Source organism: Kitasatospora sp. NPDC048365 (genome assembly GCF_043200835.1).
Classification (GTDB): Bacteria; Actinomycetota; Actinomycetes; order Streptomycetales; family Streptomycetaceae; genus Kitasatospora; species Kitasatospora terrestris.
The window spans coordinates 1-23,430 of the sequence record NZ_JBICYJ010000079.1; the positions used below are offsets into that span (position 1 = coordinate 1).

At 71.5% G+C, this 23,430-nt stretch carries 25 protein-coding genes; 14 read left to right on the plus strand and 11 right to left on the minus strand.

The features are described 5' to 3' along the window. Positions 1-299: 299 nt before the first annotated feature. Positions 300-1,748, minus strand: a complete 1,449-nt coding sequence (locus ACGFX4_RS40050; protein ID WP_393085907.1) for an MFS transporter — start codon at positions 1,746-1,748, stop codon at positions 300-302. A gap of 297 nt (positions 1,749-2,045) precedes the next feature. Here ACGFX4_RS40050 and ACGFX4_RS40055 point away from each other — a divergent pair, with 297 nt between their 5' ends. Together ACGFX4_RS40055 and ACGFX4_RS40060 are read left to right on the plus strand one after the other, a co-directional pair. Then, on the plus strand, positions 2,046-2,624 hold the full coding sequence (locus ACGFX4_RS40055) for a TetR/AcrR family transcriptional regulator (RefSeq protein WP_393085909.1): 579 nt from the start codon (positions 2,046-2,048) through the stop codon (positions 2,622-2,624). A 531-nt stretch (positions 2,625-3,155) separates the two neighbouring features. After that, on the plus strand, positions 3,156-4,370 hold the full coding sequence (locus ACGFX4_RS40060; RefSeq protein WP_393085911.1) for an IS110 family transposase: 1,215 nt from the start codon (positions 3,156-3,158) through the stop codon (positions 4,368-4,370). Here the strand turns inward: ACGFX4_RS40060 and ACGFX4_RS40065 are convergent. Then, positions 4,367-4,828, minus strand: coding sequence for a hypothetical protein (locus ACGFX4_RS40065; protein WP_393085913.1), 462 nt, complete (start codon positions 4,826-4,828; stop codon positions 4,367-4,369). The two genes, ACGFX4_RS40060 and ACGFX4_RS40065, sit on opposite strands and share 4 nt — an antisense overlap. A 180-nt stretch (positions 4,829-5,008) precedes the next feature. Then, complete coding sequence (locus ACGFX4_RS40070) at positions 5,009-6,040, minus strand: medium chain dehydrogenase/reductase family protein (protein WP_393085915.1); 1,032 nt, start codon at positions 6,038-6,040, stop codon at positions 5,009-5,011. Positions 6,041-6,161: 121 nt separating this feature from the next. On the opposite strand from ACGFX4_RS40070, the gene ACGFX4_RS40075 reads away from it, so the two are divergent. From ACGFX4_RS40075 to ACGFX4_RS40095, 5 genes are all read left to right on the plus strand, one after another. Beyond that, positions 6,162-6,818, plus strand: a complete 657-nt coding sequence (locus tag ACGFX4_RS40075; RefSeq protein WP_393085917.1) for a TetR/AcrR family transcriptional regulator — start codon at positions 6,162-6,164, stop codon at positions 6,816-6,818. A 263-nt stretch (positions 6,819-7,081) separates the two neighbouring features. Then, positions 7,082-7,837: an SDR family NAD(P)-dependent oxidoreductase gene (locus ACGFX4_RS40080; protein WP_393085919.1), complete on the plus strand. Its 756-nt coding sequence runs from the start codon at positions 7,082-7,084 to the stop codon at positions 7,835-7,837. 72 nt (positions 7,838-7,909) lie between these two features. Beyond that, positions 7,910-8,755 (plus strand): helix-turn-helix transcriptional regulator, encoded by an 846-nt coding sequence (locus ACGFX4_RS40085; RefSeq protein WP_393085921.1) that lies wholly within the window; start codon positions 7,910-7,912, stop codon positions 8,753-8,755. A gap of 73 nt (positions 8,756-8,828) precedes the next feature. After that, on the plus strand, positions 8,829-9,410 hold the full coding sequence (locus tag ACGFX4_RS40090) for a hypothetical protein (protein ID WP_393085923.1): 582 nt from the start codon (positions 8,829-8,831) through the stop codon (positions 9,408-9,410). Between the two features lie 87 nt (positions 9,411-9,497). Beyond that, on the plus strand, positions 9,498-10,181 hold the full coding sequence (locus tag ACGFX4_RS40095) for a ribonuclease H (protein ID WP_393085925.1): 684 nt from the start codon (positions 9,498-9,500) through the stop codon (positions 10,179-10,181). 56 nt (positions 10,182-10,237) lie between these two features. On the opposite strand, the gene ACGFX4_RS40100 is transcribed toward ACGFX4_RS40095, so the two are convergent. Both ACGFX4_RS40100 and ACGFX4_RS40105 read right to left on the minus strand, forming a co-directional pair. After that, a complete protein-coding gene (locus ACGFX4_RS40100; protein ID WP_393085929.1) occupies positions 10,238-11,137 on the minus strand; it encodes a phosphotransferase family protein in 900 nt (299 codons plus the stop codon). A 378-nt stretch (positions 11,138-11,515) separates the two neighbouring features. Continuing rightward, positions 11,516-12,127, minus strand: coding sequence for a TetR/AcrR family transcriptional regulator (locus ACGFX4_RS40105; RefSeq protein WP_393085931.1), 612 nt, complete (start codon positions 12,125-12,127; stop codon positions 11,516-11,518). 146 nt (positions 12,128-12,273) lie between these two features. Here ACGFX4_RS40105 and ACGFX4_RS40110 point away from each other — a divergent pair, with 146 nt between their 5' ends. The 5 genes from ACGFX4_RS40110 (at position 12,274) to ACGFX4_RS40130 (ending at position 16,669) form a co-directional block, all read left to right on the plus strand. Then, a complete protein-coding gene (locus ACGFX4_RS40110; protein ID WP_393085933.1) occupies positions 12,274-13,164 on the plus strand; it encodes an MBL fold metallo-hydrolase in 891 nt (296 codons plus the stop codon). 224 nt (positions 13,165-13,388) lie between these two features. After that, positions 13,389-14,090, plus strand: coding sequence for an SDR family oxidoreductase (locus ACGFX4_RS40115; RefSeq protein WP_393085935.1), 702 nt, complete (start codon positions 13,389-13,391; stop codon positions 14,088-14,090). Between the two features lie 114 nt (positions 14,091-14,204). Further along, entirely contained in the window at positions 14,205-14,774 is a 570-nt protein-coding gene (locus ACGFX4_RS40120) for a TetR/AcrR family transcriptional regulator (RefSeq protein ID WP_393085937.1), read from the plus strand. A 615-nt stretch (positions 14,775-15,389) separates the two neighbouring features. Further along, positions 15,390-15,782 carry a fucose-binding lectin II gene (locus ACGFX4_RS40125; RefSeq protein ID WP_393085939.1) on the plus strand — a complete coding sequence of 131 codons (393 nt, stop codon included), beginning with the start codon at positions 15,390-15,392 and terminating at the stop codon, positions 15,780-15,782. Positions 15,783-16,144: 362 nt separating this feature from the next. Continuing rightward, the gene (locus tag ACGFX4_RS40130) at positions 16,145-16,669 is read left to right on the plus strand and encodes an EF-hand domain-containing protein (protein ID WP_393085941.1); all 525 of its coding nucleotides are present in this window, start codon (positions 16,145-16,147) and stop codon (positions 16,667-16,669) included. Positions 16,670-16,865: 196 nt separating this feature from the next. On the opposite strand, the gene ACGFX4_RS40135 is transcribed toward ACGFX4_RS40130, so the two are convergent. After that, complete coding sequence (locus ACGFX4_RS40135; RefSeq protein ID WP_393085943.1) at positions 16,866-17,468, minus strand: superoxide dismutase; 603 nt, start codon at positions 17,466-17,468, stop codon at positions 16,866-16,868. 193 nt (positions 17,469-17,661) lie between these two features. Then, a complete protein-coding gene (locus ACGFX4_RS40140; RefSeq protein WP_393085945.1) occupies positions 17,662-18,102 on the minus strand; it encodes a Fur family transcriptional regulator in 441 nt (146 codons plus the stop codon). Between the two features lie 191 nt (positions 18,103-18,293). Here ACGFX4_RS40140 and ACGFX4_RS40145 point away from each other — a divergent pair, with 191 nt between their 5' ends. Further along, positions 18,294-19,367, plus strand: a complete 1,074-nt coding sequence (locus ACGFX4_RS40145) for a HoxN/HupN/NixA family nickel/cobalt transporter (RefSeq protein WP_393085957.1) — start codon at positions 18,294-18,296, stop codon at positions 19,365-19,367. Positions 19,368-19,385: 18 nt separating this feature from the next. On the opposite strand, the gene ACGFX4_RS40150 is transcribed toward ACGFX4_RS40145, so the two are convergent. From ACGFX4_RS40150 to tsaD, 4 genes are all read right to left on the minus strand, one after another. Next, positions 19,386-19,595, minus strand: a complete 210-nt coding sequence (locus ACGFX4_RS40150) for a heavy-metal-associated domain-containing protein (protein ID WP_393085947.1) — start codon at positions 19,593-19,595, stop codon at positions 19,386-19,388. Positions 19,596-19,679: 84 nt separating this feature from the next. Next, a complete protein-coding gene (locus tag ACGFX4_RS40155; protein WP_393085949.1) occupies positions 19,680-19,844 on the minus strand; it encodes a hypothetical protein in 165 nt (54 codons plus the stop codon). A 113-nt stretch (positions 19,845-19,957) separates the two neighbouring features. After that, complete coding sequence (locus ACGFX4_RS40160; RefSeq protein ID WP_393085951.1) at positions 19,958-20,536, minus strand: GNAT family N-acetyltransferase; 579 nt, start codon at positions 20,534-20,536, stop codon at positions 19,958-19,960. Continuing rightward, on the minus strand, positions 20,533-21,606 hold the full coding sequence (tsaD, locus tag ACGFX4_RS40165) for a tRNA (adenosine(37)-N6)-threonylcarbamoyltransferase complex transferase subunit TsaD (RefSeq protein WP_393085953.1): 1,074 nt from the start codon (positions 21,604-21,606) through the stop codon (positions 20,533-20,535). Before tsaD ends, ACGFX4_RS40160 begins: the two co-directional genes overlap by 4 nt. A 322-nt stretch (positions 21,607-21,928) precedes the next feature. On the opposite strand from tsaD, the gene ACGFX4_RS40170 reads away from it, so the two are divergent. Further along, the gene (locus ACGFX4_RS40170; RefSeq protein ID WP_393085955.1) at positions 21,929-23,269 is read left to right on the plus strand and encodes a hypothetical protein; all 1,341 of its coding nucleotides are present in this window, start codon (positions 21,929-21,931) and stop codon (positions 23,267-23,269) included. Positions 23,270-23,430: the final 161 nt, after the last annotated feature.

The window sequence follows — 23,430 nt, forward strand, 5'->3', positions numbered from 1 at the left end:
CCCCCCCCCCCCCCCCCCCCCCCCCCCCCCCCCCCCCCCCCCCCCCCCCCCCCCCCCCCCCCCCCCCCCCCCCCCCCCCCCCCCCCCCCCCCGGCTGCGCGCGAAGTGCGTTTCCTCCCCGACGGAAGCCGAGGTGTCCACGAGGGATCCGATGAAGCCGACTGATCCGCCGCCGAAGGTCGCCAGATCGATCACGGGCAGCTCGTCGGTCAGCGGGCAGGTCTGACGCGGCGAAGGACTCCCCTTGATGCTGCCGTTCCGGTCCGCTGCGTATCCATGACCCTGCGGGCTCCGTCCGGTCAGCGGCCGATGGGCTCCCGGGACGGCGCGGCAGCGGCCGGCGCGGCGCCCGGGCCGGCGGCCGGCACGGTCGCCCGGGTGGCGCTGCGGGTGGGGACGGCGAGGGCCGCGACGGCGGCGGCCAGGCAGAACACCGCCAGCAGGGTGAAGCCGTGGGTGTAGCCGGCCTCGTAGGGGCGGCCGCTGGGCTGCAGGTGGCCGGTGACCAGTCCGGTCATCAGGGCCGCGCCCATCGAGCCGCCGATGGTGCGGATGTTGGCGTTCATGCCGGTGGCCGCGCCGGTCTGCGCGGGGGGAACGCTCTGGACGACCAGGTTGCTCATCGAGGCGAAGGCCAGCCCGATGCCGAGTCCGAACACGCCCGCCGCGAGGGCGACGTCGAGGGGCGCCTGGTGCCGGGCGGCGAGGAGGGCGCAGGCGGCGGCGCCGAGCAGCGCGCCGGTGACGAGCTGGGCCTTGGCCGGGAACCGGCCGGCCAGCCTGCCGCTGAGGAGGCCGGAGACGAACATGGCGACCAGCATCGGCAGCATCAGCAGTCCGGCGCCGGTGACGCTGGAGCCGAAGCCGTACCCGGCCGAGGTCGGGGTCTGGACGAAGCCGGGCAGGAAGGCCCAGACGGCGTACATGCCGCCGCCGAAGAGCAGTGCCGCGGTGTTGGTGGTCCAGACGGCCGGCAGGCGCATCACCCGCATGTCGATCAGCGGGTTGCGGGAGCGGGTCTCGCCGGCGATCCAGAGGGCGAAGAGGACTGCGGCGGCGGCGAGCAGGCCGATCACCGGGGTGGAGCCCCAGCCCCACTTGGCCGCCTGGCTGACGGGGAGCAGCAGGGCGACCAGCCAGCCGGAGAGCAGGACGGAGGAGCGCCAGTTGACGCTGCCTTCGGTACGGTGCGGCGACTCGGGGATGTAGCGGTGGGCGAGCAGGGCGGTGGCGGCGACCACGATGACGGGGAACCAGAACAGCCAGCGGTAGTCCAGCGCGCCGACGATCGGGCCGGCCAGGACCATGCCGAGTCCGCTGCCGACCGCGATCACGGCGGACAGGTTGCTGATGCCGGTGGGGACCCGGCCCGGGGGGAACTCGTCGCGGATGATGCCGAAGGACAGCGGGAAGAGCGCGCCGGCGATGCCCTGCAGCACGCGGGCGACGATCAGCACGGTGATGTTCGGGGCCAGGGCGGCGACGAAGCAGCCGATCAACAGGGCGAGGAGTGCGGCGACCAGGGTGCGCTTCTTGCCTACCAGGTCGCCGACCCGGCCGAGGATCGGTGTGAAGACGGAGGCGGACAGCAGGTAGGCGGTCATCACCCAGGTGACGGTGGACTGCGAGGTGTGCATCGCGGACTGGACGATCGGCAGTGCGGGCGTGATCAGCGACTGGAGCAGCGCGAACACGCCGGCGCCTGTGGCGAGGACGCCGAAGGTGAGGCGGTTGGACTGGCGGTTCATGGGACCTTCTCGGACTCGGCGACTCGAAGATCGCGGCGCGGGAACGGCAAGAACGGCAGGGACGGTGCAGGTACGGGTGCGGATGCGGGCAGCTCGGCGGCGCACGGGCAGCGGGCGCCCGACAGCCGTGCGGACCGGGTGCACAACGGCGCACGGGCCGTGAGGACGGCGGACGGAGGCGGCCCGCCCGTGGGCGGGCAGGGCGAAGGAGGGGCCCCGGTGCTAAAGTCGAGGCATGCCTCCACATTAGCGGAGGCACCCCTCCGGTTCAATCCCGGGCGTCGAAACGAGGTCACCGTGCCGGACCAGATCGTGGTGAGCGACTTCCTCGCCGCCCGGCGCCCGCGCCGGACCGACGCCGCGCGGAACTTCGACGCGCTGCTCGCGGCCGCCCGCGAGGCCTTCGCCGAGCACGGCGCCGACGCCTCCCTGGAGGACATCGCCCGCCGCGCCGGGGTCGGCATCGCCACCCTCTACCGCAACTTCCCCACCCGCCGGCACCTCTTCGAAGCCGTGTACGCCAACGAGGTCGACGACCTCGGCCGGGTCGCCGCCGAGGTCTCCGGCGAACCGCCGTGGCAGGCCCTGACCCTCTGGCTGCGCCGCTTCGTCGACTACGCCATGACCAAGCGCGCGATCCGCGAAGCACTGGAGGGCGAGGAGAGCGACGTCTTCCTGGCCTGCCGCCAGTCCATGTACGACGCCGGCACCCCCCTGCTCCACCGCGCCCAGGAGGCCGGCGAAGTCCGCACCGACATGAGCATCGACGACCTGCTGCGCCTGGTCTCCGGCATCACCTCGGTGGCCTTCCCCGACGAGGCGCAGCGCGACCGGGTTTTGGGCATCGCCCTCGACGGGATCCGCACCCGGCACTGAACCGCAACCGCCCGCCTCCGGCGGGAGCCCCGGCCGCACCGGGGCCACCCCTCCACCACGGTCCGGATGCCGGTCAGCCCCCGGACCATCGCCAAGGAGAGGGCCTCGCCGCTCGACCCCGAGGGGAACAGGCCCGCACACGACGTCGGCGAGCCATACCACGCTGCGGGCGACGCGCCACTCGGCAGGGGCCGAGTACATTCGGCCGCGCCAGGTCCGGCGAGGCCACCGCGCAAGCGTGCAAGGAGAGTTCGGCGACCGCGGCATCGGTAACGGCGCCCCGCCGCAGCCCCCCATTACCTTCTTGGTGGCCCCGCAATGGGGCGCCCGGCCTCCGGGTCCGGCATGACTGCTCCCCCCTGTTGAACGTATGGCCTGGGGGGTGGTGTCACCGGTCCGGAGGCATCGACAGACCGCTGATTAGGGGCATGACCACCGGCTTCCTTCGGGAGCTTGGGAGGCTCTTCGTAATGTGGATGTGGCGATCGGTGCCGTGGGACGGCCGGGTGTGGGGACGACCGGAGGACGCACGTGATCGACACGAGTGACATCGGCGCTTTCCTCGGCCTGGACGTCGGCAAGGGCGAACACCACGCCACCGCCGTCACCCCGGCCGGGAAGAAGGCCTTCGACAAGCGGCTGCCCAACAGCGAGCCCAAGCTCCGCGAGGTTTTCGGGAAACTGCAGGCCAAGCACGGGACAGTGCTCGTCGTGGTGGACCAGCCGGCCTCCATCGGCGCCCTGCCGCTGGCGGTAGCCCGGGACATGGGCTGCCCGGTCGCCTATCTGCCCGGACTGACGATGCGACGGATCGCCGACCTCTACCCGGGCGAGGCCAAGACCGATGCCCGCGACGCCTTCGTCATCGCCGACGCGGCCCGCGTCATGCCCCACACACTCCGCTCGGTCGACCTCGAGGACGAGACCATCGCCGAACTGGAGATGATCGTCGGCTTCGACGACGACCTGGTCGGCGAGGCAACCCGGATCAGCAACCGGCTGCGGGGCCTGCTCACCCAGATCCACCCGCACCTGGAGCGGGTCCTCGGCCCCCGCATCCAGCACCCGGCTGTCCTGATGCTGCTGGAGCGGTTCGGGTCCCCGGCCCAGATCCGCAAGGCCGGACGCCGACGGCTGATCACGCTTATACGGCCGAAGGCCCCACGGATGGCGGAGCGACTGGTCGAAGACATCTTCACCGCACTGGACGAACAGACCGTCATCGTCCCCGGCACGGACGCGGCCGCACTGATCGTCCCCAGCCTCGCCGGCTCGCTGACCGCCGTCCTCGACCAGCGCAAACTCCTCGCCACCAGGATCGAGGAACAGCTGGATAACCACCCTCTTTCCAAGGTCCTGACGTCCATGCCGGGGACCGGAGTCAGGACCGGAGCACGGATCCTCATCGACGTCGGCGACGGCAGCTCGTTTCCGTCCGCCGCCCACCTCGCCGCCTACGCCGGCCTCGCCCCGGCAACCCGGAGCTCAGGCTCATCGATCCGAGGCGAACAACCATCCCGCCGCGGAAACAAGAAGCTCAAACGCGCCTTCTTCCTCTCCGCGTTCGCCGCCCTGGCCGACCCGGCCTCCCGGACCTACTACGACAAGAAGGTCAGCCAGGGCAAGCACCACACGCAAGCCCTGCTCTGCCTCGCCAGACGACGAGCCGACGTCCTCTTCGCGATGCTCCGCGACGGCACCTTCTACGAACCACAGCCGGTCCCAGCGGTCACCCAGCAGACCTAGACCATGGTCAAGAGGTGATCCGTGGGGCTGTAGTTGATCTCCCAGTCGATATAGACCCCGCAGAATCCGTCCGCGATGCACCGAAGGCCGACGGTCACCCAACGGACCGACCCGTCCTCGCCGAGGGAGAAGGCGACCGCCGCCTCGAACTTGTCTCTTCTGCACGGACAGTAGGCCGGACCGGACCTCTCAGTCTCCCAGGAGTCCTCCTCCCAGTAATCCTCGCTGTCTGCGATGAACGCACGGCTGCCACAGCCAGAGCACTCCCGCTCCGCTCCGCAGTCATTCACCAGCACGAAGAACACCCGGCCGCCGCAACCTCCACAGATGGAAGGAGCGATTCTCACCGGGCGGTCATTGACAGCACCCCGAAGAAACACCGCGAGCTCAGCAGGGACGCCCTCGCCAACCTGATCATCAGCATGCACGAGCACATCGTCCCAGACGCCTTGAAACACCCTCCGACCACCTTGACCAAAGGCATAGGGGCACCCCCCCACCGGGCAGTGGCGCCCCGCCCCAGTCTCCACCACCGGCAGTGGCGGCCCGGCTCGGGTACCACCGCGACCGTCACCGCCACGCCGTCCCGGGCCCGGGACGACCCTTGCCGCAGGCGGTCGTGAGACGGGCCCGGCGAGTCAGGGGACGAGGACGACCTTGCCGGCGACAGTGCCGGACTCGGCCAGGCGCAGCGCCTGCGCGGCGTCGGCCAGCGGCAGCTCGGCGGCGACCTGCGCGACGACGTCGCCGCGGCGCAGCGCGTCGAAGACTGCGGTCAGGTCGGTGTGCAGTCGGGCACGGAAGCGGTCGGTGCGGAGCTTCTGCCCGGCCCAGATGTTGAAGAAGTGGGCGCGGCGGCCGTTGGGCAGTGCGTTCCACAGCAGGGTTCGGGCGACGATCTTCAGGACCGGCCACTGCTTGGATCCGGTGTCGTCGCGGGTGGAGGCGCTGCCGTAGGCGACGAGGGTGCCGCCGGGGGCGAGGAGGTGCCAGGAGTCGATGACGCTGCGTCCGCCGACATGGTCGAAGACGGCGTCGACCCCGCGCGGAGCGAGCTTGCGGACCTGGTCCGGTACGTCGCCGGTGCGGTAGTCGATCGGGGTGACGCCCAGGGACCGTAGGGCGTCGTGGTTGCGCTGCGAGGCGGTGCCGATCACCTTGGCGCCGTGGGCGAGGGCGAGTTGGGCCAGTACCGAGCCCACGCCTCCGGCCGCGCCGTGGACCAGGACGGTCTGCCCGGGGCGTACCCGGGCCTTGCCGTGCAGCATCTGCCAGGCGGTGAGGCCGTTGACCACGACCGTCTCGGCCTGGACCGCGCCGATTCCGTCCGGCACGGGCACGGCGTCGGCGGCGTCCAGGAGCACGTGGGTGGCCCAGCCGCCGACCTTGACCAGCGCGGCCACCCGGCGTCCGACCAGCTGCGGATCGACGCCCGCGCCGGTCGCCGCGACCCGGCCGACCAGGTCGTATCCGGGGACGAACGGGAACGGCGGCTGGTCGTAGTACCGGCCGCGGCGCATCTGCTGCTCGGCGAAGGACACTCCGGTCGCCTCCATGGCGACCAGGACCTGACCGGGTGCCGGGCTGGGCAGGGGTGCGTGACGGATCTGCAGGTCCTCCGGGTCGACGATGCCGGGCAGAACGATCTGGGTCAGGTGCTCGCCGTTCACGGCCACCCTCCTTCGATAGAGGTCGTTGCGTTCGTTAGAAGTTATAACTGAAGTTCGTCGCGATAGCAACTCACCTCCGTGATACCTTCTAACTGAAGCCGAGCAGGAAGGAGTCCCGGTTGTGGCCGAGTCGGACACCGCGTCGCCCAGGGAGCGCTACCGCGCCCAGGTGCGCGAGGAGATCAAGAAGCAGGCGTGGGCACAGATCGCCGAGGCCGGGACGTCAGCACTGTCCCTGAACGCGATCGCCAAGCAGATCGGCATGACCGGACCCGCGCTGTACCGCTACTTCGCCAACCGGGACGACCTGATCACCGAGCTGATCAGGGACGCCTACCGCAGCCTGGCCGACGTCTTCCACGGCCGCGCCGAAGCCGGCGCCGACCTCACGGAACTGGCACAGGCCCTGCGCGACTGGGCGCTGGCCGACCCCCAGCGGTACCTGCTCCTCTACGGAACCCCGGTACCCGGATACCAGGCACCGCCGGACACCACCGCGATCGCCGCCGAACTGATGGCCGTCCTGCTCGACGCCGTCGGCCCCGGGCCGACCCCCGCCCCCTCCACCCCCCTGCACGAGCACCTGGACGACCACCGTGCCTGGGCGGCCGGACACCCAGCGGACCCGGCCGGACTGCACACGGCCCTGGTGTTCTGGACCCGCCTGCACGGCGTCCTCTCCCTGGAGCTCGCCGGCCACTTCACCGGCATGGGCTTCGATCCGGCTCAGCTGTACGCCGCCGAAGTCGACGCCGTCACAGCGACGAGGACCGACTGACCGCAGCAGCCCCGAGCCGGCCCGGCAGCGTCCACGGAGCCGGCCCGGAGCAGGGCAGTCGGCCGCCGCCGTTTCGCTCGCGAGCACAACGATCCCTTCTACGCTCGCGATCCTCGTGCCGGGTGACGCCCGGTGGCCGAAGGGGGGACCGGCGATCCCTGGACGACTGCGGCCTTCATCCGCCGTCCGGACTGCAGCACCGTTGAGGACGAAGGCGGCGGACCGGCCGGTCCGCCCGCACCCTGCCGGGAACGGAGCCCACCATGACCCGCATCGCCCTCGTCACCGGTGCCAACCGCGGCCTCGGTCGCAGCACTGCCCTGCACCTCGCCGAGGCCGGCACCGATCTGGTCCTCACCTACCGCTCGCATGCCGAGGAGGCCGCCGACGTGGTGGCGGAGGCCCGGAAGCTGGGCCGTACGGCGGTCGCACTGCGCCTGGACACCGGGGACACCGCCGCGTTCCCCGCCTTCACCGCGCAGGTGCGGGAGGTACTGGCGCGGGAGTGGGGCCGCGACGACCTCGATGTCCTCGTCAACAACGCCGGCCACGGCGTGCACGCGCCGTTCGAGGAGACCACCGAGGAGCAGTTCGACGGACTGATGAACGTCCATGTCAAGGGCGTCTTCTTCCTCACCCAGTCGCTGCTGCCGTTGATCAAGGACGGCGGCCGCATCCTCAACGTCTCGACCGGCCTGACCCGCTTCATCGCCGCCCCCACGTCCGCCTACGCGGCGGCCAAGGGCGCCGTGGAGATCCTCACCCGCTATCTCGCCAAGGAGCTGGGACCGCGCGGCATCGCGGTCAACACCCTCGCACCGGGCGCCACCGGCACCGACTTCGGCGGCGGCGGGGTCCGCGACAACCAGGACATGCGCGGGATGCTGAGCAGCGTCACCGCCATGGGCCGTCCCGGGGAGCCCGAGGACATCGGCGCCGCAGCCGCCACGCTGCTCGCCGAGGGCACCTCCTGGGTCACCGGGCAGCGCATCGAGGCGTCGGGCGGCATGCTGCTCTGAGCCGCCCCACCCGCACACTGCCACCACCGTGACGTACCAGGACGTACCAGGACGACGAGGGAGACTGGAGCCGTGGACCGAGCACAACTCGCGGACTTCCTCCGCACCCGCCGCGAAGCCCTGCAACCCGAGGACGTGGGCCTGCCCCGCGGGCCGCGCCGCCGCACCCGCGGGCTGCGCCGGGAGGAGGCCGCGACACTGAGCGGCATGTCCACCGACTACTACAGCCGGCTGGAGCAGCAGCGCGGGCCGCAGCCCTCGGAGCCGATGCTCGCCGCGATCGCCCGCGGACTGCGCCTGTCGCTCGCCGAACGCGACCACCTCTTCCGCATCGCCGGGCACAACACCCCCTCCCGCCCCGGCTCTCTGCGCTCGGACCACATCACGCCCGGCCTGATGCGCATCCTCGGGCGCCTGGACGACACCCCCGCCCAGGTCGTCAGCGACGTGGCGGAGACCCTCGCCCAGACCCCGATGGCCTGCGCCCTCCTCGGCGACCAGACGCGGTTCACCGGCCCCGAGCGCAGCCTCACCTACAGGTGGTTCACCGATCGCGCCACCCGGCTGCTGTATCCGGAGGAGGACCACCCCCTGCACAGCCGCTTCTTCACCTCCGGCCTGCGCGCCGCCTACTCCCGGCAGGGCGCGGGCGGCCGGGCCGAGGAACTGCGCGACCTCCTCCTGGACCGCAGCGAGGAGTTCGCCACCCTGTGGAGCGCCCACGAGATCGATGTGCCGCGCATGGACCCCAAGCGGGTGCGCCATCCCGAACTGGGCGTCCTCGCCCTGCAGTGCCAGGTGCTGCTGGACCCGGAGCAGAACCAGACCCTGCTGGTGTACACGGCGACCCCGGGATCCCAGGACGACGAGAAGCTCCGACTGCTGCCGGTCCTGGGGGCGCGGGCGGTGGGAACCTGATGCCGCGACAGGTCTCTGACGGGCCCGGGCGGCCGCGATCGACAAAGATCGTCAACGGACCTATTCTGTCCCGATGTCCGACAGCACCACCCCGACCCTGGTCTTCGTCATCGGCCCGGCCGCCGTCGGGAAGATGACCGTGGGCGGCGCCATCGCCGAGCGCACGGGTTACAAGCTCTTCCACAACCACCTGACCATCGAGCCGTTGCTGCGGCTGTTCCCGTACGGGTCGCCGCAGTTCCAGCGGCTCAACCACGGCTTCCGGGAGCAGATCTTCGCCGAGGCCGCCTCCAGTGACCTCCCGGGTCTGGTGTTCACCCTGGTCTGGGACTTCGACGACCCGGAGGACGCCGCACTCGTCGAACGCTACGCGGCGCCCTTCCGCGAGCGGGGTTCGCGGATCCTCTTCCTGGAGCTGTCCGCCGACCAGGACGTGCGGTTGGAGCGCAACGCGGGCGAGTCCCGCCTGGCGGAGAAGGCGTCCAAGCGCGACCTGGAGTGGTCCAACGGCAACCTGATCGGGATGGACGCCAAGTACCGGCTCAACTCGGTCGACGACTTCGCCCACCTTCCCGAGTCGCACCTGCTGATCGACAACACGCACCTGGAGCCCGACGAGGTCGCCGAACGGGCCATCGCCCACTTCAGGCTCTGACCGGCCGCCGGTCACGCCGGGCGCCCGGGACTCGCGGACCCGGGCACGCGGGATCCGCGGCGTTCGGATGCTGGCATGATCGGGGGCATGGTCGAACGAGTCATTGCCGCCTGCGACGGAGCCGCCAAGGGCAACCCGGGTCCTGCGGGCTGGGCGTACGTGGTGGCGGACCCCGCCGGGGTTCCGCAGCGCTGGCAGGCCGGTGCGCTGGGCCACAGCACCAACAACATCGGCGAGTTGACGGCGTTGGAGCAGCTGCTGACGGCGACGGAACCGGACGAGCCGCTGGAGGTCCGCCTCGACAGCACCTACACCCGCGACGCGGTGACGAAGTGGCTCGCCGGATGGAAGCGCAACGGCTGGAAGACCGCCGCCGGCAAGCCGGTGGCCAACCGCGAGCTGATCCAGCGCATCGACGCGCTCCTCGACGGACGGGACGTCACCTTCGTGTACGTGGCCGCCCACCAGGTGAACGGCGACCCGCTGAACGCGATCGCCGACAAGGCCGCCAGTGACGCGGCACGGACGCAGGAGGACGCCGGCGGGACCTCCGCCGACCTGCCGGTGCCCGAGCCGGTCGCGGCCTCCGCACCGCGCGGCGGACGCTCCTCCGCCACGGCGAGGAAGAGTTCCACGGGTGGCGGCACCCGGACCCTGGCCGCCCGCTACCCCGGCATCTGCCCGTGCGGCCGCTCCTACGCCAAGGGCGACACGATCACCAAGGTCGGCGGCAGCTGGGGCCACCCGGAGTGCGCCGGCGCCCACGCCTGACTGCCGCCGCGATCCCGGGCCGTCCGTACGGCTGGTCAACCTCTTCACCCGGCGGATCACAGGATGCTCCACGCCGCCTCGCAGTTCCCGAGCCGCAACGCTTCGACGCGTCGTCGCACCTCCGCGATGGTCGGGCTTCCCGCCGTCGCGCGTTTGGCGTTCGTGGTGATCATCCTGAGCTCGCGGAGGTCGCGAAGCACGGTGTAGCCACTCCAAGCGGTCACGTCGAAGCCGTAGAGGTCGGCGAACTGCTCGTAGTGGCTGCGGCCGTAGCCGAATCGACGGCAGTGGATCTCCACCGTGACGCAGTCCAGTTCGGGTGGGCCGAAGCAGGCGGTGTCCCAGTCGCAGAGCACGGCGGACGTGCCGTGATGAAGGGCGTTCCGGTGCTGAGGGTCGCCCTGGAGCAGGCCCGGTCGGAGCGCATAACGCACACGGCCCAGTGCCGACTCCAGGCAGGCCAGCCGCTGCCGCAGGAACGAGACCTCTCCAGGGTCGAGGGCCGTGGCGGCCTCGATCGACCGACGGATCGCACCGACGGTGTCAAGCGGCCGGACGTCGAAGGGAGGAGGTGGGAGCTGGTGCAGGGTACGGAGCGGGACGGCAAGGTGCGCGGCCGGCACCGCAGTACCGGGCTGCGGGAGATACCGCCAGAAGGTGACGGCGTGCTCCCCGATGAGGACCGGTTGCTCCACGGGCAGCAGTTCGACGGTCGGGAAGTCCTGGTCGCTGAGCCACTGGACCAGACGGACCGTCCGCCGGACATCGGCGACTGGCGTACCCGAACGGGCGATCTTGGCGACTGCCCCGGCAGCCTTCAGGAGGAACACGGCATTGGTGTGCCCTCGCAGCACCTCGGCGCCGCCGGAATCGACCCCGATGCGACGGCAGGCTTCCTGAAGGACAGCGCGCACCGTGGACTCGGCGAATCCGCCGATGACAACCGGAACAGTCATACCTGTCAGGCTGACGGGCGAGGGCTGTCCCTGTCACAGCCTGCTGGCCGGTCGGCAAGAACTTCCCCGGGTTCGCACACGGACTCGGCCTCTGCCGACTGCGGCGGCTTTCACTCTGCGTGCGTCTCTCCACCGGCGTGGTCGACGGGCTGAGGCCGGGTCCGAGTCCGCCGCGGGCCGTCATGACAATCAGGTCGAGGCTGATCAGTTCGACGTCGGCGTCGGCGCCCCGGAACCCGCGCGGCCGGCAAGCTCCGGCCCTTCCTTCCGATGCGGCGAAGGGATCGCGCAGCCACCGAAGTCCTGCCGCCTCAACGCGATCGGCGCGGTCGATTCCCGGCCGGCCAGCGCCGCGAGCACGGTCGATGCCCACCGGCTTCAGCCGGCGGGCGCAGCCGCGAGGGCGGCGTCGAGGAGTGTTGCGGCCGCGTGGCGCGCGTCGGTGAAGGCCGCCGGGTTGTCGCAGGAGGCCGCCAGGGCATTGGCGCCTTCGAAGAGAACGGCGAGCTGACGGCCCAGACCTTCGGGGTCGACGGCTCCTGCCCGGGCGGCGGTGGCGATCAGCCGGTCGCGGAAGGCGCGTTTGTGCTGCTGCACGAGGAGCGCGACTGCGGGGAGGTCGCCCGCGCCCTCGACGGCGGCGTTGTGGAACGGGCAGCCCCGGAGCGGCGCCGCCGGGTCCACCTCGCCGGGGTCGAAGATCGCCAGAAGTCGCTCGGCCGGCAGCAGGTCCTCGCGGTCGAGAACGACCTCGGCAGCCAGCGGGGTGTCCGACTCGAATTGCCTCAGGTACTCCTCCACCAGGGCGTTCTTGGTGGGGAAGTGTGCGTAGAAAGTCCGGGTCGACACGTGCGCCGCCTCGGTGAGCGCCGCCACGCCGGTCGCGTGGATCCCGCGGCCGTAGAAGAGCTCCCCGGCCGCCCGCAGGATGCGTTCCCGGGCGCCACGCCCTCCCCTGGCGGGACGGGCGGGTGGTGTCGATGCAGCCATGCGCAAAGTATAGCGGTCGCTGTACTTCGGACCGGGGGGAGCGTAGCGTGGATCCCAGGTAAAGCGATCGCTCTACCTACGGGGCGGGCCGACCGCTCTCACACCCGGCCGCCCCAGGGCGCTCCTGGAACGAGAGGACCGGAACCATGACGTCGACCGCACTCTCCTACGAGGTGTTCATCAACGACCCGCCCCGGCAGCACAACGGGGCTCTCCCGAACGGCGAGGCCAAGGCCTTCCCCCCGCTGGCCACCACGCTCGTCCACGGCGAGCACGACGCCGTGCTCGTGGACCCCGGCTTCACCGAGGACCAGGCACGCGCCGTGGGCGACTGGGTGGAGGGCAAAGGCCGGCGCCTGACGAACATCTTCATCACCCACGGGCACGGCGACCACTGGTTCAACGCCGACCTGCTCGCCCGGCGGTTCGGCGCCCGGGTCGTGGCGACCGAGGGCACGATCGCCCAGATGCACGCCAACGTCGGCGCCCGCCCGTTCGTCTGGGACCGGGTCTATCCGGGCATCCCCGACTCCCCCGTCACCGCCGCGACCGTGCCCGACAACCGATTCGCGCTCGAGGGACACAAGCTCGTCATCGTCGAGGCCGGATACGCCGACACCGACGCGAGCAGCGTGCTGCACGTCCCCGACCTCGCCCTGGTCGTCGCCGGCGATGTCATGTACAACGGCGCGCACCTGTACCTGTCCGAGACCTCTCTGGCCGGCCTGGACGCCTGGCGGCGGGCGATCGACGCGGTCGCCGCCCTGGGCGCCCGCTCGATCGTCGCCGGACACCAGAACCCCGCCCTCGACGACGACGCGGAACGCGTCACCGCAGAGACCCGCGCCTACCTGGACGCGGCCGAGAAGGAGCTGGCCGCCCGGGAGACCGCGCTGGACTACTTCACGGCGATGGTCGAGCGCTACCCCGACCACCGCGGACGCACCGTCCTGTGGGCCACCGCCCAGGCCGTGTACGGGATCCGCGCGAACCCCGGCGACGACCCCGTCCAGCACATCGCCGGCGCCTGGCTCTGACTCCGGTACCGCGCACGGGTCGCCGGACACCGCACGCGGCGAGGCGGCTCGGCGGACTACGCCGCCGAGGTCGCGCGGCCGTGCGCCCGCGGCACATCGCGGCCGCCGCGGCCGGCGACCCGACCCTGGCCGAGCGGACCGCCGAATCCTCCGCCCTTGAATTCGGAAACCGATCGGTTTACGGTGGTGGAAACCGATCGGTTTCCAACTCTGGGAGGGTCACCATGACCGCGATCAAGAACTCAGTCGCCCTCGTGACCGGCGGCAGCCGCGGCGTCGGCAAGGCCCTCGTCGAAGCGCTCTACGAGCGCGGCGCCGCCAAGGTCTACGCCACCGCCCGCGACCCGCGCACCGTGACGCACCCCGACGCCGTGCCGCTCGCGCTGGAGGTGACCGACCCCGCGGCTGTGGACGCGGTCGCCGCGAAGGCGTCCGACGTCACGATCCTGATCAACAACGCCGGCCTCGCCACCCGGGGCCGCTTCCTGACCGCTCCGCTGGACGACATCCGCGCCGAGTTCGACGTCAACTTCTACGGGCCGCTACTGCTCACCCGCGCCTTCGCCCCGGTCATCGGGGCCAACGGCGGCGGCCGGATCCTCAACGTGCACTCCGCGCTGTCCTGGTTCGCCGACGGCAGCACCTATGCCGCGACGAAGGCCGCGATCTGGGCCCAGACCAACGCCCTGCGCCTCGAACTCCAGCCGCGCGGCATCGGCGTGACGGGCCTGCACATGGGCTACGTGGACACCGACATGACCACCGGCATCGACGGTCCGAAGTCCACGCCCGAGTTCATCGCCTCAGCCGCCCTGGACGGCATCGAGGCCGACGCCCACGAAGTCCTCGCCGACGACGTCAGCCGCTGGATCCGGGGAGCCCTCTCCGGAGACCTGGAGTCGGTGTACCAGCAGCTCGCCTCCTGAGCGGCCCCGCCCGGGGCCCGGCGGGCACACTCTTGCAGGAAGGCGAACCGCCCGGCTCCGGGCAGGTGCGAACCGGTCGTTTCCGTCGGGGGGAGAAAGGGTTAGCGTCAGCCCATGACCACGGAGCCGAAGCCCAGTTCCCGCGACCGACTGCTGGACGCGGCCGCAGCACTCGCCTACACCCAGGGGGTCGGTGTCGGCATCGAGGCGCTGTGCAAGGCGGCAGGTGTCTCGAAGCGCTCGATGTACCAGCTCTTCGACAGCAAGGACGACCTGCTCGCCGCAAGCCTGGAGCGGCGGGCCGCCGCCTACGCGGCCACCCTGCTGCCCGATACCGCAGGCCCGGGATCGCCCCGGCTACGGATCCTCCACGTCTTCGAACAGCTCGAGACGCAGGCGTCGTCGCCGCAGTACGCGGGCTGCCCCTACCTGGCCGTGCAGATCGAGCTCAAGAATTCGGAGCACCCCGCCAGCCGGGTCGCCGACAGGGTCAAGCAGGGCCTCGGCGCGTTCTTCCTCGCCGAGGCCCGACGCGGCGGGGCGCTGGACCCGGAACTCCTCGCCCGCCAGCTCCTCCTCCTGTTCGACGGGGCCAGCGCCCGCGCCGGCATTCACGCCGAGACGCTGACCGGCCTGCTCGCACCGACTGCCGTCACCCTGCTGGACGCAGCCGGCGTGGCATGACCGACAGCGGGCCGCCGACCCGCGTCAGCTCCGCTGGCCGGACTCCTCGGGGTGACGCGCCCGGCATCGCCGTCCCGAAGGCAACGATCAACGGAGCCCTCGACTGACCGTCAGCACCCGCCCGCCACCACGCCCGACCCTGAGCGTGCGGAGGCGCCAGGTCGCTGTTCGGGGGCGCGACGGGGTCCTGCCGGATCTTCCTGCGGCGGCCCGCAGCGGCCTCGCGGCGTCCCTGGGGGTCCTCGTGGCGCTGGTGGACGCGGTCACGGCGGAGCAGCGCCGGCATATTCGTCAGGAGTACACGGCCCGGACGGAGTCGGCGGGGAGGGCCGGGCGTGTGCTGCGGGAGGCGAGCGAGCTCGGGGTGGATCTCGTTACGCCCGTTGTCCGTGCCGAAGGACGCGTGAGCCGGACAGATCGGCCGGCGGTGTCGTCACTCCGTGACCGGCATGTCCTCACCGAGCAAAGGCTCCGGCCTCGACATCATCGTCCCGAGGCGGCGCGCATGCTGGCGCCGCGTCGACCGGATCCGGAAGACACTCCCGGGAACCACGAAGCACGAAGCACGAAACACGATGCCTCGTGCTCGACCCGGCCGAACCGAAGGAGTACGTCATGGACGACAAGGCGTCCGTGTCCATCAGCGGCAACAACGCAGCGATCCATCTGCCCGCCGGACTCACCGCCCAGGTCAAGGTGAAGACCAACGCGAAGTCCACACAGAAAGTCGCGCTCATGGACCGGTCCGGCGAGGTGGACCTGGTGTTCTCCGGCACCGGCGAGGGCAACACGGTCATCGGGGAAAAGATCATCACCCCGGGCGAGAGGTTCCTGCTCGACGCCGTCTTCGAGTACGCGGGCACAGACGGCGTCCTCAAGCCCAGCAAGCTGAACTCCGGCGGACCGTTCGAGGTCGGCAGCCTCAACCTGCTGGTCGTCGTCGCCGAGAACGGCGACGACACCGACTACAACGACACCATCCTCGAATTCAGCTGGTACACCCGGTAACAGCCCTCCCGGCCCCCGCCCCTGCCCCGCCCGCGGCATGAGATCGGTCCCGCCCCGTACTGCTCGCGGGACGGGACCGATGCCTTCTCCGTGCGGACGGGACCGTGCCGCACCCGACCGACCTACCGGCACCACGGACCGCGCAGCGACCGCCTACAGCCGCACGGCAGCCGGACGCCTGTCGGGGGCGCACCTGCGCGCCTTCTCGTCACCGGTGCACACCGCTGCACCGATGCCCCCTGCGGGCCGTACGGCACACCTTCGGGTGATCCCTGACTGGCGTCGCACGCCCGGCCCGATGGTCACGACCTAGCGTTCTTGGTGCTCATCCGAGCAGCAGCGCTTCATGGAAGGACGACACCATGGGTACATACAGAATGAGGGTTCTTCAGCTCTTCGACCTGATCGACACCAACAAGAACGGCTACATCGACCCAGGCGATCTGCCGCACACCGACGGCGCCCCGGGCAGTGCCGAAGCACAGAGGGCCCGCATCGTCGAGACCCTGATCAGGGGAGCCGTCAAGGACGGCGACTCCAACAAGGACAGCCGGGTGACCAAGGACGAGATGCTCCACCACGTGGAGAGGACGATGGTCGGAAATCCCTACTCCGCCGCCCCCGCCTACATCCGGGACGTCACGGCCAAGATCTTCGCGCTGATGGACGCCGACGGGAACGGCAAGGTCAGCAAGGACGAGTTCGAGCGGTACCTGAAGGCCGGAAACGCCACCGACCCGGGCGCCGCGGGCGAATTCGCCCGACTCGACCGCGACGGCGACGGAGCTCTCACCATCGACGACCTCAACCACGCGACCCACCGCTTCTTCACCGCCCCGGAGACCGACGTCCCGGAACACTGGCTCCTCGCCGCCCTCACCACCTGACACACCCACGGCCACAGCCCCCGCCGGCCCCACGGCGTCCGACTGCCCCGGGCGGACCCGCGCCGCACCGGCCTCGGTGATGGCGGGCCCTCCGAACGGACTTCGGGAGGAGCGGTGGGAGAAGGACGCCGCCGGGCCGCGACGACCGCCCTCGCGGGGCGGCGCCGCGGCCCGGCGGCACGGCTGCCGGAGCGGGTCAGCCCTGGGTTGCGGCGGTGAAGCGCGCGGTGACGTCCTGCCAGTTGACGACGTCCCACAGGCGGGTGACGTAGTCCGGGCGGACGTTCTTGTACTGCAGGTAGTACGCGTGCTCCCAGGCGTCGAAGGCGAGCAGCGGGGTGGTGCCCTGGCCGACGTTGCCGTGGTGGTCGTAGACCTGCTCGACGATCAGGCGCTTGCCCAGCGGCTCCCAGGAGAGGATGCCCCAACCCGAGCCCTGGACACCGACGGTGGCGGTGGTCAGCTGCTTCTTGAAGGCGTCGAAGGAGCCGAAGTGCTCGGTGATGGCGTCCGCGAGGGCGCCGTCGGGGCGGTCGCCGCCGTCCGGGGAGAGGTTCTCCCAGAACAGCGAGTGCAGCACGTGGCCGGACAGGTGGAAGGCCAGGGTCTTCTGCAGTCCCACCAGCCCGCCGAACTGCTCCTTGTCGCGGGCCTCGGCCAGCTGCTCCAGGGTGGTGTTCGCGCCGGCGACGTACGCGGCGTGGTGCTTGGAGTGGTGCAGCTCCAGGATCTCCGCCGACATGGCGCGCTCCAGCGCGGAGTAGTCGTACGGAAGGTCGGGAAGCGAGTAGGTGCCCATCGGGACACGGCCCCTTTCGATGATGACGATCGTGCCGGACCAACACTATTGCGTAATAGTTGCAAGAAGAAAGCTTATGCAGCAGCATGTTGGCTGCGGGGTCGGCCCCGTCAGTCGTGCGGGGCGCCAGCCCTTCCTGACCGACGATCGTCTTCCCAACCGGCGCCCGCCGGGACGCTGCGCCGACCCCGCATCAGCGCTCCGTCGCGCCCTGGCAGACCTCGCACACCCCGCTGATCACCAGCGACTCCGCACGGAAGCCCGCGCGCCGCCCCGCCTCGACGAGGCCGGCCGAGACCAGGCGGTGAGGGAAGTCGACGACCCGGCCGCACCCGGTGCACAGGAAGTGGTGGTGGGGTTCGCCCAGCAGCCCGTAGCTCAGGTCACCGCCCAGCCCCCGGACGGTGTGCAGCAGCCCGAGCTCCGTCAGGCGCTCCAGCGACCGGTAGACGGTGGAGATGTTGATACCGCGCTCGCCGCCCCCGATCCGCCCGTGGATCTGCGTCGCCGTCAGATGGCCGCCGTGGGCGCGGATTGCCTCCAGCACGCGGAGCCGGGCGCCGGTGCAGCGGCCGCCTCCGGCCCGCAGCAGGTCGCGGCAGGTCTCCAGCACGTCGTGCTCGGCCCTCGCCACTGCGCCCTCCTCGCGCTCCCCGCGTGCGCCGTTCAGCTCACGCTCCTGTTGCAAAGATATTGCAACTGCTACCTCATCGCGTCTAGCGTGTGCGGCCGTCACCGCGTCCAAGGGAGGCCTCCATGACGGTGAAGCCCGCCGCGTCCACCGACGAACCCGCGAGATCCCTCTGGCGCCGCGTCAGCGGCTCGATGACCCGTAAGGAGTGGATCCGGCTTGCCGGCATGGCGGGCTTCATCGCCGCCCTGCATGTCGTCGGCTGGTTCGTCCTGGTGGCGCTGGTCGCCCCGCAGGACCTCAGCCTCGGCGAGAAGAGCTTCGGCGTCGGCATCGGCGTCACCGCCTACACCCTCGGCATGCGGCACGCCTTCGACGCCGACCACATCGCCGCCATCGACAACACCACCCGCAAGCTCATGCACGAGGGCAAGCGGCCCCTGTCCGTCGGGTTCTGGTTCTCCCTCGGCCACTCCAGCATCGTCTTCGGGCTCGCCGCCCTGCTCGCCCTCGGCATCAGGACCCTCGCCGGCCCGGTCGAAAACGACGACTCCCGGCTCCACGACGTCACCGGCCTGATCGGCACCACCGTCTCCGGCACGTTCCTCTACGCCATCGCGATCATCAACATCGTCATCCTCGTCGGCATCTGGAAGGTCTTCCGCCAGATGCGCGCCGGCCGCTTCGACGAGGCCGCCCTCGAAGAGCAGCTGAACAACCGCGGCCTGATGAACCGCCTGCTCGGCCGGGTGATGAAGACCGTCGACAAGCCCTGGAAGATGTATCCGGTCGGGCTGCTCTTCGGCCTCGGCTTCGACACCGCGACCGAGATCGCCCTGCTCGTCCTGGCCGGCACCGGTGCCGCCTCCGGCCTGCCCTGGTACGCGATCCTGTGCCTGCCGATCCTCTTCGCTGCCGGTATGAGCCTGCTCGACACGATCGACGGCTCGTTCATGAACTTCGCCTACGGCTGGGCGTTCTCCAAGCCCGTCCGCAAGGTCTACTACAACCTCACCATCACCGGCCTGTCCGTCGCCGTCGCCCTCATCATCGGCACCGTCGAACTCCTCGGGCTGCTCGCCGAGAAGCTCGACCTGCACGGCGCGTTCTGGGACTGGGTCGGCGCTCTGGACCTCAACATCATCGGGTTCGTGATCGTCGGCCTGTTCTTCGCCACCTGGATCGTCGCCCTGGCCGTGTGGAAGTTCGGCCGCATCGAGGAGAAGTGGTCGGCCGGCCTGCGAGCCTCCGGCTCCGCGCACGACTGACACCGCGTCGGCGCGCCGTTACCGCCCCAGCAGGGTGAGCCCGACCCGGGCGGTGGCGGCGTGCACCGCCTCGTCGTCCAGGGCTGAGGTGGAGGTGACGGTGATCCGGCCGGTCGGTGGGTGGGCGACGACCTTGAGCACGGTGGGGAGGCCGGCCAGCAGGGTCTTCACCGCCTTCGCGCACCGGTCGCAGTCCATCCCGCCGACCTGGAGCACGGTCGTGGTCACCGCTCCGGCCGCCGTCGGCTTTCGCGGGCGGCGGGCCGACGGAGGGTCAGGGGTGGCATCGGACACGATGGAGCTCCTCGGGTGTCATCGCAGGTAGCGGTCGGTGGTGTCGGAGAGCTTCGCGGGCCGGTCGCACTCGGTGCGGGCTGCCCCGTCGGCCCGGCGCGGCAGGTCGGCGGCGCCGCCGAAGACGCGGACCGCGTGTGCCACCAGGTACTCGATCGAGCCGCTGTCGCCGGACGACCGCAACGGTGGACGCCGGGAGCCACGGGCGGCGGACAGAACGCGCGACGGCAGTCGCAGGACGCCGCACAGCCAACGCGCGGCAAACGGGGCGCGGTGCCGGGCCGGTTCGGACATGCTCAGGCCGCCCGGATGTCCGGGACCGCCGGATGGCGCGGCCCGAGCAGCACCACCAGGCCGTCCGGGCCGGGTGCGGGCTCGGTGACCTGCCGCCAGCCCCGGCGCAGGTAGAACGGGAGCGGCCCACCGGGCACCGCCGCGGTCAGCAGCCATGACCGGCCGTCGGGCGCGTCGTCGCCGACGGCGTCCAGCAGGGCGGCGCCCACCCCGCGCCTGCCTGCCCCGGGGTGCACGGCGAGTTCGTCGATCTCCCGCGCGCCGCAGAGCCACTGCGCCGTCCGCCGCTGCCCCAGACGCTCGCTCACGAGCGGGTAGCAGCGGTCGCCGGGGAACGGGGCCGGGGTGGTCCAGGCAGTGACGAATCCCAGGACGCCGCCACCGGCCCGGTCGGTCGCGACGGCGGCGGCGAAGCCCGGCCGGTCGGCGTCGCGGGCGAGTCGGCGCAGGTAGGCGTCGGCCCGGTCCGCCGGTTCGTGCCACGGCGGCGCGCCGAACGCGGCCGCGTACACCTCCCGGATCCCCGCCCGATACGCAGCGACGCCGCTCGCGTCCAGCCGGTGCACCAGGACGGCGCTCACGCGGCCCGCCGAACCGCGGGCGCCGACGGGGTGAGCGCCGCGTACTCCAGCGGCGCCGACGGATCGATGGACAGGTCGGCGGGAGCGGGCTCGGCTCCGGAACGCACCAGCAGGTCGCCGATCGCCGCGATCATCGCCCCGTTGTCGGTGCACAGGCCCAGCGGTGGCACCCGCAGCGTGATCCCGGCCGAGGCGCAGCGGCGCTCGGCCAGCTCCCGCACCCGGGAGTTGGCGGCGACACCGCCGACCACCACCAGGGTGGAGATGCCGTGGTCGGTACAGGCCCGGACGGCCTTGCGGGTGAGCACGTCGGCGACGGCCTCCTGCAGCGCCGCGGCCGCGTCCGGGACGTGCGGCTCGGCCCCGGTGGCCCGGTGGCCCTCGACCCAGCGGGCGGCGGCGGTCTTCAGCCCGGAGAACGAGAACGCGTACGGGTCGTCGTCCCGACCCATGAGCGGGCGCGGGAGGCGCACCGCCTTCGCGTCGCCCGCCCGCGCGGCCCGGTCGATCGACGGGCCGCCGGGGTAGGGAAGGTGCAGGATCCTGGCGACCTTGTCGAAGCACTCGCCGGCTGCGTCGTCCAGGGTGTCGCCGAGGTGGACGATCGGATCGCGGGCCAGGTCGCGCACCAGCAGCAGGGAGGTGTGCCCGCCGGAGACGATCAGCACCACGCACGGGTTCGGCAGCGGGCCGCCCTCCAGCGTCGCCGCGGCCACGTGCCCGGCCAGGTGGTGCACCCCGTACAGCGGGACGCCGAGGGCGAATGCGTAGCTCTTCGCCGCGGCCACGCCGACCTGGAGCGCCCCGGACAGGCCCGGGCCGGCCGTCACCGCGACGGCGCCCACGTCCGCCAGGGTGAGCCCCGCCCGGTCGAGGGCCTCCCGGACCACCGGCGCCATCGCGTGCACGTGCGCCCGCGCAGCGATCTCGGGCACCACCCCACCGAACCGCGCGTGCTCGTCCATGCTCGACGCGACCGCCTGGCCCAACAGCACGCCGTCGCGCACCAGCCCGGCTCCGGTCTCGTCGCACGACGACTCGATCCCCAGCACCACCGGCGACCCCGCCACCACCCACACCCCTTACGCCAACTGATTGCAGTTGCACATATTGTGCAACAAGGACGGCTGCGGGGCACGCCATCCGCCGAACCCGATCGACCCGGACCAACCGGCGCCGGACCGGTCCCGCAACCCGAGCGCCCGCGGACCCGATTCGGCCGCACCGAATCCGATGACACGTCGGTGGGCGACTCGGCCGCGGAACCGTCCTGGGCCCGTTCGACGGAACTTCGCATTCGATCGTGCTCGAACCGGCGTTTCGCGGCCCGCCCCGCTCGACGCCCGGACCCATGATCACCAGGCAGAGCCCTTCGCGCGTCCGGAGCCGCCCATGTCATCGCCGCCCAGCAGCCCGCCCGGCACCCAGCCGCCCGACCCCGCCCGATGGGGGCGGTCACGGGTCGCCACCGCGACGCTGACCGTGGCGCTCTTCGTGCTCGCCGGTGTCGCCGCCGCCGGGATCGACGAGCCGGTGCACGAGGTGATGCAGCACGGCGTCCGGCTGGCCGTCGTGCTGATCTGCGCCGTGGTCGGCCTCGCCCTGGTGGCGTGGCTGCTGCTGAGGCCGCGTCCCGCCGAGCCGTCCACCCTGGGCTGGTTCAGCGCGGTGGTCAGTGTGCTCTGTCTGCTCGCCACCGTCTTCGTCTGGGTCGCGGTCGCCGCCGACGACACCCTCACCGGCGCACCCGGCACCGCTGTCACCACCCAGGCCGACGCCACCTCGTACCTGCGCGAGGACGATCGCGACGGCATGCAGCAGATCCCCACCGGCGTGATGATCCAGACGGCTCAGTTCACCGACGCCAACAACGTCCGCCTCACCGGTTACCTCTGGCAGCGACTTCCCGCCGGCGCCGACACCAAGGCCGCTGCCGTGGAACTGCCCGCCGCCGTCGACGGCGGCGCCACCGAACAGGTCTACGTCCACACCAACAGCGACAACACCCAGACCGTCGGCTGGAAACTGCGCACCACCCTGCGCGAGCAGTTCGACTACAGCCACTATCCCCTCGACCGGCAGGTCATCTGGGCCACGATGTGGCCCAAGACCCCCGGTACCGTCCTCGTCCCGGACTTCGCCGCCTACCCGCCCTGGGTCTCCGAGAGCGCCTTCGGCCTCTACACGGGCATGGTCACCGGCGAGTGGCGCCTCCACTACACGTCTTTCTCGATGGGCGAGTCCACCACGCGGACCACCCTCGGCCGCAGCGACGCCACCACCGACACCACCATCCCCGCCATGCACTTCTCCACGGGGATCACCCGCGCGTTCCTGAGCCCGCTGCTCGACCGCCTCGTTCCCCTGATCGTCATCACCCTGCTGGTCTTCGCCTCGCTCTTCGTCGTCACGACCGACAACGACCGCCGGTCCCTCGCGGGCTTCTCCACCTGGACCGTCATCGGCTTCTGCGGCGCGATGATGCTCGTCGTCGCCGTCCAGCACAGCTCACTGCGCTCGAGTACCGGGTCGACCGGCGTGGTGTACGCCGAGTACTTCTACTTCATCCTCTACCTGGTGATCGCCCTGGTCGCCTTCAACGTCGTCGAGTACACCTCCACCCGCCGCTTCCGCTTCCTCGACTGGAACGGCAACATGGCTGCCCGCCTGCTCTACTGGCCCGTCGTCACCACACTCCTCCTCGCCACCACCGTCGTCGTCTTCCTGCTGTGACCACAGCCCGTGGGGGGGGGGGGGCGCGGGGGCGGGGGGGGGGGGGGCGGGGGGGGGGGGGGGGGGGGGGGGGGGGGGGGGGGTGTGGGGGGGGGGGGGGGGGGGGTGGGTGGTGGGGGGGGGGGGGGGGGCCCCCGCCCCCGCGCCCGGGCGGGGGCGGG

Coding starts and splice junctions, on each gene's coding strand:
- ACGFX4_RS40095 (WP_393085925.1), top strand. CDS start 9,498: ATGGTCGAACGAGTCATTGCCGCCTGCGACGGAGCCGCCAAGGGCAAC.
- ACGFX4_RS40110 (WP_393085933.1), top strand. CDS start 12,274: ATGACGTCGACCGCACTCTCCTACGAGGTGTTCATCAACGACCCGCCC.
- ACGFX4_RS40145 (WP_393085957.1), top strand. CDS start 18,294: ATGACCCGTAAGGAGTGGATCCGGCTTGCCGGCATGGCGGGCTTCATC.
- ACGFX4_RS40100 (WP_393085929.1), bottom strand. CDS start 11,137: ATGACTGTTCCGGTTGTCATCGGCGGATTCGCCGAGTCCACGGTGCGC.
- ACGFX4_RS40120 (WP_393085937.1), top strand. CDS start 14,205: ATGACCACGGAGCCGAAGCCCAGTTCCCGCGACCGACTGCTGGACGCG.
- ACGFX4_RS40090 (WP_393085923.1), top strand. CDS start 8,829: ATGTCCGACAGCACCACCCCGACCCTGGTCTTCGTCATCGGCCCGGCC.
- ACGFX4_RS40080 (WP_393085919.1), top strand. CDS start 7,082: ATGACCCGCATCGCCCTCGTCACCGGTGCCAACCGCGGCCTCGGTCGC.
- ACGFX4_RS40105 (WP_393085931.1), bottom strand. CDS start 12,127: ATGGCTGCATCGACACCACCCGCCCGTCCCGCCAGGGGAGGGCGTGGC.
- ACGFX4_RS40170 (WP_393085955.1), top strand. CDS start 21,929: ATGTCATCGCCGCCCAGCAGCCCGCCCGGCACCCAGCCGCCCGACCCC.
- ACGFX4_RS40135 (WP_393085943.1), bottom strand. CDS start 17,468: ATGGGCACCTACTCGCTTCCCGACCTTCCGTACGACTACTCCGCGCTG.
- ACGFX4_RS40130 (WP_393085941.1), top strand. CDS start 16,145: ATGGGTACATACAGAATGAGGGTTCTTCAGCTCTTCGACCTGATCGAC.
- ACGFX4_RS40050 (WP_393085907.1), bottom strand. CDS start 1,748: ATGAACCGCCAGTCCAACCGCCTCACCTTCGGCGTCCTCGCCACAGGC.
- ACGFX4_RS40125 (WP_393085939.1), top strand. CDS start 15,390: ATGGACGACAAGGCGTCCGTGTCCATCAGCGGCAACAACGCAGCGATC.
- ACGFX4_RS40115 (WP_393085935.1), top strand. CDS start 13,389: ATGACCGCGATCAAGAACTCAGTCGCCCTCGTGACCGGCGGCAGCCGC.